We start from the raw sequence: 13,073 nt of genomic DNA, 5'->3' as shown, positions 1-13,073 counted from the left end.
ACCCGCCAACCGGCGGGTCGTCTTTCTTTTAAGCCGTCTCCGCCAGCTTGCCGGGCTCATCGATGGAGGCAATCGGCAGTGTTACGACGCGCAGTTCCGGATCGTCCGGGTCGATCTTGATGGAGAAGCCGAGGCTTCGGCACATGTCGAGCATCGTCGAGTTCTCGCGCAGCACCTGACCTTCGACTTCGTCGAGGCCCTCCACCTTCGCCCATTCGATCATGAGGCGCATCAGCGTCCAGCCCAGACCAAGGCCCTTGAGATCGGAGCGAAGGAGAATGCCGTACTCGCCGGTCTTGTGATTGGCATCTGCATGGACGCGAACAGCGCCCATCATGTCACCTGTCTCTTCGTCGAATGCAACGAAGGCGATGGCGCGGGCATAATCGAGCTGCGTCAGGCGCGCGAGGAAAGTGTGGCTGAAGTCACGGACAGGCGCGAAGAAGCGAAGGCGGAGGTCTTCGGGCGTGATCTTCTCGAAGAAGCGCTTGAACGCCTCCTCATCCTCCGGCCTGACGGGGCGCACGAAGGCCTTGCGCCCGTTGCGCAGCGTGATCGTACGCTCCCACTCCTTCGGATAAGGCCGCACGGCAAATCGCGGATGCCCACTCCCCTTTCGCACTTCAGGCGCGACGAGCACGCGTGCGTCGACGGCGATGACACCGGTATGGTCAGCGAGAAGCGGATTGATGTCGAGTTCGCGGACCTCCGGCACGTCGGCGGCAAGCTGCGCGAGCTTCACGAGCGTCAGCGCAATCGCCCGCTCATCCGCAGCCGGCACATCGCGATAGGCCTTGAGACGGCGCGACACGCGCGTGCGTGCAATGAGATCGTCCGCGAGTTTCAGATCGAGCGGCGGCAAGGCGAGCGCCCTGTCGTTGATGACTTCGACGGCCGTGCCGCCACGACCGAACACGACAACGGGACCGAAGGACGGATCGTCTGCAAGACCCGCAATCAGCTCGCGCGCCTTCGCGCGGCGCACCATGGGCTGAACCGTGACGCCCGTGATGGAAGCATCCGGCCTCAGGCGCGCGGCGCGCTCAAAGATATCGGCGGTGGCCCTGCGCACCGCTTCTTCCGTCGTGAGATCGAGCTTCACGCCGCCGATATCGGATTTGTGCACGATATCGGGTGAAAGGATCTTCACTGCCACCGTTCCGCCTTCGGCAAGGATGGGCTGCGCGGCCCTGGCTGCCTCATCGGGTGTCTTGGCCAAGGTCACGGGGGCGGTGGGAATGTCATAGGCCCTCAGCAGCGCATTGACTTCGAGCGGATTGAGCCAGCGGCGGTTCTGCGCCAGCACCTCTGCAACAATCGCGCGAGCCGCCTCCGGATCGGGTGAGAAATCATGCGGCAGGTTGTCAGGTGTTTCCATCAGCTCTGTCTGCGCTTCGCGATAGCGCACGAGCTGAAGGAAACCGCGCACTGCATCGGCCTCGGTGGCAAAATGCGGAATGCGGGCTTCCTCGAACACGCGCGCGGAATCCGGATCCTCACCAATCCAGGCCGCGAAGACCGGCTTCTGCTGATAGCCTTTGGCGCGATGACGCTTGATGACCTCGGTCACGGCCTTCGCGACATCGGCAGCACCGGCCACCGCCGTGGGAACGCTGAGAATGAGAACGACGTCGTTCTCCGGATCGGCGAGCAGGACTTCGAGAGCGCCTGCGTAGCGCGCCGGATCCGCATCGCCGATGATGTCCACCGGATTGGATTGTGACCAGGTCGGCGGGAGAAAGGCGTTCAGCTTCTCAAGCGTCTCCGGCGAGATATTGGCAAGCGTTCCGCCCAGGTCGATGAGCCGGTCTGTCGCCAGAACACCGACACCACCGCCATTGGTGAGAAGCGCAAGTCGCTTTCCCGGGAAAGGCTTCTGCCGCCCAAGGGTTTCGGCCGCAGAGAACAGCTGATCGAGATCGAGGACGCGCAGCAGACCTGCGCGACGGAACGCGGCATCATAGACCGCATCGGAGCCCGCCAATGCACCCGTATGCGTCGCAGCCGCCCTCGCGCCCTGCGCGTGCCGCCCGGCCTTGATCACCACCACAGGCTTGATGCGTGCCGCAGCACGCGCCGCGGACATGAACTTCTTCGCGTTGTCGATGGACTCGATGTAGAGCAGGATCGCACGCGTGCCCGCGTCAGCCGAGAAGAAATCAAGACAGTCGCTGAAATCGACGTCCATCTTGTCGCCGAGGGATACGACGGCGGAGAAACCGACCTGCCGTTGCGCCGCCCATTCCACAAGACCGACCGCGACCGCACCCGATTGAGAGATGAGCGCGAGGTCTCCGGGCTTGGCGTTATGGGCCGCGAAGCTCGCGTTCATGCGGGCACGCGGAGAGAGAATGCCGATGCAATTCGGCCCGACGATCCGCAGACCGTAGCGGCGCGCGGCGAGCCTCACCTGGCCGGACAAGGAATCTGCGCCATAGCCGAGGCCGGCCGTGGCGATGATGGCGGCGGCCACGCCTCTCCTGCCTGCATCTTCGACCACATCCAGCACGTTGCGGGGCGGTACGGCGATGACGACGAGATCCGGCGTTTCAGGAAGCTTGGCGATTGAGGCGAAGCAGGGCCGATCCTCGACCTGCCTGTGATGCGGATTGACCGGATAGAGCGCTCCCGTGAACCCTCCCTGGATCAGGTTCCTGAGGAAGGTCAGCCCCAGCGAGCCCGGGCGCGGGCTGGCACCCACGACCGCAATGGACCGGGGCGAGAACAACGTGTCGAGGCGATAGGTGGACATGAGCGATCCTTCGTCTCGGGGAAACCTTGGAGCAGCTTCCCAAAGCTAACGCGGAACGCTCGACGGTCAAATGTTCTGGATCAAACACACCCTCGTGGAGGTGGCTACTCCGCCAGCACCCGCGTCGGCGGGAAGATCACCTCCACGAGCGTGCCCTCGTTGGGATGGCTCGAGATCTGCAGAGCCCCACGATTGGCTTCTACGAGTGCCTTCGTGAGAGGGAGCCCCAGACCCGTGCCGCCGGGCTTTCGGGAGGTCGCGATCTGGCGGAACGGTTCGAGAGCAGCCTCGACCTCTTCCTCCGTCATGCCGATGCCCGTATCCCGCACCCGGAACGCCACTTCGCCTCGATCGGTCATCGCGGTCGAGACGATCACCTGGCCGCCGGCGTCAGTGAACTTGATGGCATTGGAGACGAGGTTGAGCACGATCTGGCGCACGGAGCGCTCATCGGCCACGACCGGCGGCAACTTCGGTGCAAAGCTCGTGCGCATGACGATGCGGTCGCGCATGGCCTGCGGCTGAAGCAGGGTGACGCAGGATGAGACGAGATCGTTGAGATTGACGCCGGAGAACGACAATTCGAGGCGCCCTGCTTCGATCTTCGCCAGATCGAGGAGATCGTTCACGAGGCTGATCACATGCGAGCCTGAGGCGTGAACGTCGCGGAGATATTCCTTGTAGCGGTCGTTCCCGATGGGTCCGAAGCGTTCCTCCAGCATCACCTCGGCAAAGCCGATGATGGCGTTGAGCGGTGTGCGGATCTCATGGCTGATCTTGGCGAGAAGATCGGATTTCTGCGCACTTGCCTCTTCCGCTGCGCGCTTGGCGCCGACGAGCTCGCCTTCCGCCTTCTTGAACGTCGTCATGTCGCGCAGAACGGCGCAAAATTTGCGGCGCTCGCCTTCGCTCATATGACCGCCCACTTGGCCGATGGTCATGAAGAGCGGAATGGTGCCGCCCTGCCGCTCGCGCCCCAGAACCTCGCGGCCATCGTTGAGCAGGCTCGCCACGCCCGGCGAGCGAAGTCCTTCGAGATAATCGAGAGCCGCCTTGTGACTTTCGGGAGCGAGCAGAATCGTGACGAGACTGCCCGCCACTTCGCGCTGACGATAGCCGAACAGCGCCTCGGCCGAGCGATTGAGCGAAAGAATGCGGCCCGTCTCATCGAACAGGATCACACCATCGGTCGCCGTATCGAGGATCGCCTCCAGCTCCTGCACACGGCTGTCCTGCGGGCGCAGTGCGCTGTTGTCCTGGGCGAAGGACTTGCGGATGAGCATCAGCTCAGCCTGCTCGCCATTCCACTCCACCTCCGATGTCCGCACGCCGACGGTGATGTTTTCGCCATGACGGGTCGTGAGCGCGAGCCCTGCATCCTCCTCCGCAGAGGAATTCAGAGCCGGAGAGCCGTGGAAGAGCTGCATGATGCCGCCGTCAGCCGTCACCTGCCCGACATCTTCATAGCCTGTCAGATCGAGAAGGAAGCGATTGGCAAAGAGAATGTGTTCGCCCCGATGGATGAGAATGCCGACGGGCAGACGATCGAGGATGCGATCGCCATTGTCGGAAGCAGCAGGTGCAGCCTGCGCTTCCTCGCCGGATGCTTCAATCTCGTTGGTCTCTTCTTCCTGCGATGCTCTTTCGTCAGGAGCAGATGCCGCTTGGAAACCTCTCTCTTCCAGGCGCGCGCCTAAGGCCCTGGCAATCTCACGAAAGGCATTGCGTTCCGCAGAGGACAGACTCGATGTGGGAGCGGGGCGCGCCTTCTCGTCTTCTTTCTCCGACCGCGCCGCGCCGTCCGTTGCTGCGGACTTCTCGGCAGGCTTCGTGCTGGCGAGCGCTTCCGCCACCCTGTTGCGCAAGTCGGCGAACCAGTTCTCGTCGTCCTGAGGTGGGGCAGAGATACCCTCCTCTTCCCTGACCTGGGCCTCCTCCGGCGGAGCGAAAGGGAGGGCTGCATCCGTCAGGAAGGCATCGGCATCGGAAGCAGAAGGTCCGGAATCCTCCGGCTCGCGCCTCTGGTCCATGCGCAGCAGACCGAAGCCACGGAACCCGATGAGCTCACGCCCGGCTCCGAAAACCGGCATTCCCGCCCAATCGACCGGCACCCGTTGAGCCTGTTCATCCAGCGACCAGAAGATGGTTCGCCCGCTCCAGGTTTCGCCACGCGCGAAGAGACCTGCGATTTCCCCTTCGGGATCGGAGACCACCGTGTAGGTCAATTCATCCCAGGTGCGTCCCACAATATCCCCTGCCCGCGCGCCGACGGCCTCGGCCAAGCTAGGCGACACCTGCGTGAACCTCGCCTGCGCATCTGCCTGCCAGACGAAGCGGATGGAGCCGCGCGGCTTTTCCCCAGAGGTCAGAGCTTCTTCGGAAGGAGGGCTGAAGATCTGGGAGGTAGGCTGATTGTCGGACTTGGAGACCGAAGATGCGCTCGGGCGTTCGAAGCCTTGAGGAACGGGCCCCAGAAGCGTCGTCACCAGGACCTCCTCCCCGCTCTCCAGAACCGCCAAGCGGCAGGCACAGGGAACAGGCTGCCACGGACGGATCGGGTTGAGGCGCAGTCGTTCAAGGCGCGCTCCCTCGCGGGGAGCGGCCCCTGCGGCCAGAGCCTTCAGGCGGTCGCGGGCGCGAAGATCAGGAATGAGATGGCCCGTCTTGTCGGCGAAGGCCTCACCAAGCCCTTCCGCAGCCGGAGAGGTCCAGAGCAGCCTCTCGACCAACCGGTCCCAGACGAGCACGGGCGCGCCGGGCCTCGCCATGAGCCCTAAACCGGGCTCGGCGGCAAGCCGCGCGATCAGCGCTTCGTACTGGTTGAGAGCCCCGTTCATGACGGCCTCGATCTGCTCCACCTCGGAGTTATCTTATTGAAGGGGTTTTAGACGAATGTTGGCAAGGAGGCAGCAGGCTTGAGCCCTTGAATCCTTTTACTTTGAGGTAACCTTAATTGTTCAGGTCCAAAGCAGTTGATTTCGCACCGCACAATGTGATATTGCACTGCACAAATGCCGTAAGAGGAGCGACCCATGGCAACGAACCCGAACCAGAATTACGAAATCCCGGCCGAAATGCGCGACTTCGCCGAAAAAAGCGTCGAGCAGGCTCGTAAGGCCATCGACGGCTTCATGAGCGCCGCGCAGAAGACCGTCGACACCTTCGAGGGCTCGGCGAACACGGTCCAGGCCAGTGCCAAGGACGCCACTCGCAAGACCTTCACCTATGCCGAGCAGAATCTGGCGGCGGCTTTCGACCTCGCCCAGCGCATGGTGCGCGCCAAGGATATGCAGGAAGCTATGCAGATCCAGGCCGAGTTCGTCCGCACGCAGTTCGAAGCCATGCAGACGCAGATGAAGGAATTCGGCTCGATTGCCCAGTCTGCGATGAAGCAGCCTGGCTCGAAGAAGTAAGCTCCTTCTCTCAGAAAATCCTCACGAGGACGTCACGATGACGGAAACCAAGAAGACCAGGACCCGCAGCGCCAAGAGCGCTCCGAAGGCCGATCTCGTCGAGATGGCGGCAGCATCTGTCGCCGAAGTGACGGAGATCGTACAGGCTGCAGAACCTGCACCTGCCCCCAAGCCCTCCGTCTCCGCCAAGGCAAAGCCCCAGGAGAGCGAGCCTTTCGTCTTCGCCTTCCGGGATCAGAGCGAGGCACTCCGCCAAGCCCTGCGCGAGGCGGTTGCCGTTTCCGCCAAGGGCGCCCTCGAGGTGAACGACAAGATCATCGAGGCTCTGCAGACGCAAGGGCATGCAGCCCTCGATCTGTGGCGCACGGTGATCGACAATTCCCGTCAGCCTGGTGGCTTCAACGCCCAGACAGGTGCGGCGCGCGAGGCTTTCGAGACCGCCTCCGCGCAGTGGAAGGATGTTGCCGAAACCACGGCACGCTGGATGACCAAAAGTGTGGAGCCGCTTCAATCGGCTCTGACGCGGCATCATCGCTGATCGCCTGCTATCGGAAATCAGTCGCATACGATAAGGCTTGGCCATGACCGGCCAGGCCTTTTTTCATTCGCCCTCCCCTATCCCCGCCGTGATCGCCGTCGTCATTCACGAGGGTCAGGCCCTTCTGGTGCGAAGAGCCAACCCGCCGGATACAGGCCTCTGGGGCTTTCCGGGCGGCAAGATCGAATTCGGCGAGACGGTCGCGGAGGCCGCCACCCGAGAGCTTCTGGAGGAAACTGGCATCGCAGGCGAGGCGCAGGGCGTCATGACAACGCTCGATATCCTCGTGCCGTCCTCTGACGGCACCATTCGCCAGCATTATATCCTGATCGCCGTCCGCTGCCGCTGGATCTCCGGCGACGCTGTCGCCGGAGATGACGCGCTCGAGGCAAGCTGGTTTCCCATTGCCGATCTCGACCCGAAGACGCTGCCCATGAGCGCGGATGTGGATGTGATCGCCCGGCAGGCCGACGCCATGAACAAGGCAGATAGCGCCTGATCTGCCCCACAGACAAGAAAAAGCCCCGCCTTTCGGCAGGGCAGAAGTTTTCTTTGTCTCTAAACTTTGAGCCAGGAGCTCGAATTCAGCACTGCATCTACTCGCGAAACATTCACCATAGCAATTACCCCGGTCGCGCATGGTTTATGGAAAGTAAACGTTCATAAACTGTCAATCATGACGACAGCAAAAACAAGCAATCATATTGCAGTATTACCTCTTCCGAGCTTAGTACACCCGGACAGGCAATTTATGCCTAGCAAGTTTCGATGTAACAACGGATTTCAGTGATGCGTATCTCTGCTTTCGCTCTGCTTGCTGCCACTGCAGCTCTCGCCATTGCCGCTTCGGGCGTGCAGGCAGCCGACCTCCCGTCGCGCTATTCTCCGGCTCCCGCCTACAATGCCATCCCGGCCTTCACCTGGAGTGGCTTCTATGCAGGCGCGAACCTCGGCTACGGCCGAAGCACCGGCGCCAGCCAATATTATGATCCCGCCTTCAACGTCACCGGCGGCGGCCGCAAGAGTGGCTTCGTTGGCGGCATTCAAGGCGGCTACAATTACCAGCTTGGCATGTTCGTGGTCGGCGCCGAGACCGATCTCCAATATGCCGCTGTCGGCGATAAGGGTGCGACCTACCGCGGCACCCATTATTCGGGCGACTCCAACGGCTATTTCGGCACGGTCCGCGCCCGCGCAGGCTTGGCTTTCGACCGCGCACTTGTGTTCGGAACCCTCGGTTTCGCCTACGGTGAAATTGGCGGCAACAAAGCTCTGGACGGAGCGCTTGGCTATCGCCATGACGACAACATGAGTGCCGGCTGGACCATGGGCGGCGGTCTTGAATATGCCGTTACCGACAACTTCACCGCAAAAGTCGAAGGTCTCTATGTAAACCTCGACACCAGCGACAGCTACGCCCTGGCCAACCGCGTCAACATCCGCCGCGACACGGAATTCGGCGTGCTCCGCGCCGGCCTCAACTACAAATTCAACTAGAGCATTTTCGGTGAAGTGGATCCGGTTCACCGTCAAAAATGCGGCCCAGCAACAAAGAGAGCTGATTCCATGCCAAGAGAGACAGCTCTATGCTCGCGTGCAACATTCGACTCGAAAGCCCGGTGGCAACGCCGGGCTTTTTCGTTACGCGGATCGCATTTGATATCCGAAACGGCAAAGCGCCCTGAACGTTATCTCATAAGATGCCCTTGCGGCTTCGCCCATTTACCCATTTTTTAGGGTTGCTTTATGCCTTAAGGCAACGCAATGATTGAACATTATTCTGATAACACATTGCTTCCTGCGACCTCGCAGGAGGTCAACGTACATAAACAGACGGCCGCGTCGCGAGTGCGGCGGGGCAGATTTTAAGAGTGCAGCTATGCGTTTTTGGGGCCGTTCATGGCTGCGCCAGCGTTTCTCCGGCACACACGGGCAATTGCATTTTCAGGATCGGCAACCCTCTTCTTTCGAGCGTTCGAACTATGCCCACGCCTTTGTGGAGAGCACATCCGACTGCGTGTTCTTTCTCAACCGCGAATGGCGTTTCACCTTCTTCAACCCGCGCGCAGCCATAGAGCTGAATGTAAAGACCGATATTATCGGTCAGTGCATTTGGAAGCAGTTCCCCGAGACGAGAGGCACGGTCTTCGAAGAGAATTGCCGCCGCGCGATGGAAGAGCAGTCGAGGCAGATCTTCGAGGTTTATTTCCAGCCCTTGTCTACCTGGTACGAGGTGCATGTCACACCCGTGGAAGATGACCTCATGGTCATCTTCCGCAACATCAATGAGCGCCGCGCCGCAGCCGAAGCCCTTCGTGTCCAAGAACGGCAACTCGCCACCGTTTTCGGCCAGACCATGGTTGGTATCCTGCACCGGGATCTGAAGGGGCGAGTGCTGATGATCAATCAGCGCTACTGCGACATCGTGGGCCGCAGCAAGGAAGAACTCGACGGCTTGCCCATGCAGGCCTTCACCTATGAAGAGGACCTCGCTTGGAACGTCGCCCTCTTCCAAAAGCATCTCAGGACCGCAGAGCCTTTTCAGGTTGAAAAGCGCTACATCCGCCCCGATGGCACACCCATCTGGTGTGCGGTAAATGTTTCCTTCGTCTGCGACGATGCAGGAAGACCCGTCTCGATCATCACGGTCGCCGAAGACATTCACGCGCGGAAGATGGCGGAGGAGAAGGCTCTCGAAAGCAAGGATCTGCTCCAAGTCGTCATCGATAGCATCCAGGACCTGATCTTCGTGAAAAACCGGGAGGGATGCTTCGTCTTTTCGAATCGTCAACTGACTGAGGCCTGTGGGCCGGTCGAAGGAGTGCTGGACCGGGAGTTCTTCTCACGGGACCCAACCGATATTCACGCGAGATCAGATCGCCAAGTGCTCACCACAGGGGAACCTGTTACGATCGAGGAGGATATCCCGATCGATGGCACGCCGCGCAAGTTCCAGACCGTGAAGGTGCCTTGGCGGCAGAATGGCGAGATCGTCGGCGTCATCGGCATCTCTCGCGATCTGACGGAGCGCCTGGAAGCCGAAGCCGAACTGATCGAAAGCAAGCGACAACTCGCAACGCTGATCGATAACCTGCCTGGCCTCGTCTACAAATGCGAGATCGCCGCCCCATGGCCTTTCTCCTTCATCAGTGAGGGTGCAGAGGCGCTGACAGGGTATACGGCCAGCGAGTTCATGGAGCGGCACCTCAACTGGGGGGAGATCGTTCATCCGGATGACATGCAGATGCTGAATGATGCCATCCTCGGCAGCATTCCAGAGAAGCAACCCTTTGACGTCGTTTACAGGATCAGGGCCCTATCCGGGGAAACCCGCTGGGTTGTCGACCGCGGGCAATGCATCTTTGACGCGTCGGGCGAGCCCGCCTTTCTGGAGGGCATCATCAGCGATGTCACCGCGCAAAAGGAGGCGGAAGAGAAGATCATCTGGGCAGCTCATCACGATCCCCTCACACGTCTTCCCAACCGCGCACTATTCCAGGTTCGCCTGAGCAAGGCCCTGGAGCAATCGGCAGCCTTGAGACGCAAGGTCGGCCTTCTGATCCTTGATGTGGATCACTTGAAAGAGATCAACGATACTCTCGGTCACGACGCGGGCGACGCCGTTCTGCAGGCAGTTGCCAACAGGCTCAGCGCCGCTGTTCGCCCCATTGACACTGTCGCCCGCAATGGCGGCGACGAGTTCGCGATCATTCTTCCGGAAATCGATGGCGAGCAGGATATCAGGACGCTCATCGCACCCATCCTGGAGCAATTGCAGAAGTCACTTTCCTATGCGGGACGCGCGCTCGACTGCCGGGCGAGCATCGGCGCCTGCATCTGGCCGGATCATGCACAGGAAGCCGACGACCTGCTGAAGCAAGCAGATGTCGCGCTCTACACGGCCAAAGCCACCGGACGCGACAAGGTGGTTGTCTTCGAGCCTTCCATGCGGACGGAGGCGCAACGAAAGGCGGAGATGCGAAGCAATGCCCGAGGGGCCATCGATGCGCGCAGCATCGAGCCTTTCTATCAACCGAAGGTGCACCTGAATTCGGGCACTCTCGAGGGCTTCGAGGCCCTCCTCAGGTGGCGCAATCACCGCGCCGGCATCGAACTTCCTGGAAGCATTCAGGCTGCCTTTGACGATCCACAGCTCGCCGTTGCTCTCAGCAAGCAGATGCACGACATGGTCTTCGATGACATGCGTCGCTGGCTGCAGGACGGAATCCCATTCGGACATGTGGCGATCAATGCGTCAGCTGCCGAGTTCAGAGACATGGAATTCGCCGACAGAATTCTGGCGCGCTTGCACTCTGCCGATATCCCGAACTATTGTCTCGAGATCGAGGTGACCGAAACGGTCTTCCTCGGACGCGGCGCGGAGTTCGTCGAAAAGGCTCTCCGCACGCTGAGTGCAGAAGGCGTCAAGATCGCGCTCGACGACTTCGGAACGGGCTATGCTTCGCTGTCGCATCTCAAGCAATTCCCCGTCGACGTCATCAAGATCGATCGCTCCTTCGTTCATGACCTGGCGAGCAATCCTGACGATCCGGCCATCCTCCAAGCGGTTCTCAACCTTGGCAAGAGCCTTGGAATCACGACGGTCGCGGAGGGTGTCGAAACGGCCGTACAGGCGGCTTTCCTGCGCAGTCAGGGCTGCGACCTCGGTCAAGGCTTTCTCTTCGGCATGGCAAGCCCGAGCAGTTCCATTCCCGATCTGGTGGCATCCTGGGAGGCTGGCCCATTCAGTATCGCTGAATTGGACACTCGTTTCCTGAAAGACCGGAAACTACGTCGGCAGGAACGGTAACGCCTCACACGGAGCCGGGGCCGCACGATGCTCATTCTTTAGAGGAGCGCATCGTTTGGAGCGGAAAACCGGGTCCACTTTTCGCTGACGCGGCCCTTCGGGTCCGCACGATGCGCTAGGAACCCGTTTTCTTTCGCAGGCGCGATATCCCTGTCTCGCTTTGCTTGAGGGCCACCAAGCGTCGGGCGGCTGTTCCTCCCGGCGCTGAAGCATAGAGCCTCTCGTTCAATACCTCGATCTGCCAGCGCTGCAATTCGAGCAGGGCCTTCAGACTTCGGACATGCGCTTTCAGTTCGAGAGCGTCCTGTAAGGGATCTGGTCCACGAGCTTTCATAGGACCACCCCTGACGTTTCTGGGATGAATCATGGCTGAACGCGAAATCTTCTTGGGGACTTAGAGTCCCGACCGCAATGAGATAGACCGATATTCATTCTTCTGCTGGCCGGAATAGCGATCCCGACCTGCAACGGCACGCAATAAACCGAACGCCGACGTCCATGGGAAAACAAACCCATGCGCGAGCCCGTGCTATAATCTGTGGGCTTTCTGTTCTCGATGGAACTATCTTACATTTTCTGCTCGGGAACAAGGTGCATGACGACGCAGGCGCTGCTTGTCGATTGAGATCCAGAACGAAGGAACCTGGAAGCATCCGTAACGGTTGCAATGATATCCTGATCCTTCGAAACGAGTTTTCTGCATGCCCGAAGAACGCCACGAAGCAGAAGCGGACACGATCCTTGCACAGATCTCCGGGGCACAGGATCATGAGGCACCTCCGCAAGCGCGCCGCCTGCTTGCCGAAGCTCTGGAGAGAGCGGAAAGGCGTGGCCGTGAGATGTTCGCAAGATCGAAAGAATCAAGCGGCTAAGATTTCCACCCGATCGAACGATTTCTTCCTGCGACACCGGCAGCAGGAACGGCTCGTTAAGGGACACGTTGCCTATGTGTGGTACAGCACAGCGGCAAGGTCTCGGGCGTGGTGATCTTCCGAGGGTTGGGAGAACAGATCGATGCGTTCATGGGTGGCGATTTTCCTGCTCGGCTTTATTGGAAGCTTTTCAAGCTACACTGCTGCCCAGGCAGATGATGCGAACACCCGTATCGCCGCCCTGCCCTATTCCGATTGCCTTTCGATCATTGCCGAAGCTTCCCATGAAATGGACGAGGCCCCCGTTCAACTGATCAACAATGAAGAAGAGACGAGCGTTCGGATCAATGCCTCGGACGGTTTCGTCACGATCACCTGTCACCGCAACACCGATAAGATGGTCCTGACCAAGAGCCCTGTTCCGAAAGCGGCAGGGGTGACGGCTTCTCGCTGAAGGGCGTGCTTGTCTGGTGCCACCGCTGTCGCCGCGCCATCACTTCAAATCGATCTTTCCAAAACAGGAACATTCATCAGGCGCAGCTTGTAAAGCCTCCCAGCGCTTCGCTGATTACCTTTAGCGCATCGTGCGGACCCGCAGGGCCGCGTCAGCGAAAAGCGGACCCGGTTTTCCGCAATCAACGATGCGCTCTCTATAGAGGGGAGCATCGGATCGAATCCCAAAAGTGAA

General features: G+C 60.3%; 8 protein-coding genes. 6 read left to right on the top strand and 2 right to left on the bottom strand.

The window, feature by feature from the left end; genetic code table 11:
- Nucleotides 1-28: 28 nt before the first annotated feature.
- Nucleotides 29-2,752, bottom strand: coding sequence for a bifunctional acetate--CoA ligase family protein/GNAT family N-acetyltransferase (locus ACUXUR_RS05870; protein WP_445501412.1), 2,724 nt, complete (start codon nt 2,750-2,752; stop codon nt 29-31).
- Nucleotides 2,753-2,856: 104 nt separating this feature from the next.
- A complete protein-coding gene (locus ACUXUR_RS05865) occupies nt 2,857-5,589 on the bottom strand; it encodes a PAS domain-containing sensor histidine kinase (protein WP_445501411.1) in 2,733 nt (910 codons plus the stop codon).
- A 195-nt stretch (nt 5,590-5,784) separates the two neighbouring features.
- On the opposite strand from ACUXUR_RS05865, the gene ACUXUR_RS05860 reads away from it, so the two are divergent.
- The 6 genes from ACUXUR_RS05860 to ACUXUR_RS05835 all read left to right on the top strand — a co-directional run bounded on the left by ACUXUR_RS05860 (nt 5,785) and on the right by ACUXUR_RS05835 (nt 12,839).
- Nucleotides 5,785-6,165, top strand: coding sequence for a phasin (locus ACUXUR_RS05860; RefSeq protein WP_445501410.1), 381 nt, complete (start codon nt 5,785-5,787; stop codon nt 6,163-6,165).
- 37 nt (nt 6,166-6,202) lie between these two features.
- A complete protein-coding gene (locus tag ACUXUR_RS05855) occupies nt 6,203-6,703 on the top strand; it encodes a phasin family protein (protein WP_445501409.1) in 501 nt (166 codons plus the stop codon).
- Between the two features lie 43 nt (nt 6,704-6,746).
- Nucleotides 6,747-7,202: an NUDIX hydrolase gene (locus ACUXUR_RS05850; RefSeq protein ID WP_445501408.1), complete on the top strand. Its 456-nt coding sequence runs from the start codon at nt 6,747-6,749 to the stop codon at nt 7,200-7,202.
- A 290-nt stretch (nt 7,203-7,492) separates the two neighbouring features.
- Nucleotides 7,493-8,200, top strand: a complete 708-nt coding sequence (locus ACUXUR_RS05845; protein WP_445501407.1) for an outer membrane protein — start codon at nt 7,493-7,495, stop codon at nt 8,198-8,200.
- 382 nt (nt 8,201-8,582) lie between these two features.
- Nucleotides 8,583-11,513, top strand: coding sequence for a bifunctional diguanylate cyclase/phosphodiesterase (locus tag ACUXUR_RS05840; RefSeq protein WP_445501406.1), 2,931 nt, complete (start codon nt 8,583-8,585; stop codon nt 11,511-11,513).
- Nucleotides 11,514-12,539: 1,026 nt separating this feature from the next.
- Nucleotides 12,540-12,839, top strand: coding sequence for a hypothetical protein (locus ACUXUR_RS05835; protein ID WP_445501405.1), 300 nt, complete (start codon nt 12,540-12,542; stop codon nt 12,837-12,839).
- Nucleotides 12,840-13,073 lie beyond the last annotated feature (234 nt).

This window comes from Microvirga medicaginis, assembly GCF_052658925.1.
Note: the sequence above shows the minus strand (reverse complement) of the source record. Positions and strands in the feature narration are given on the sequence as shown.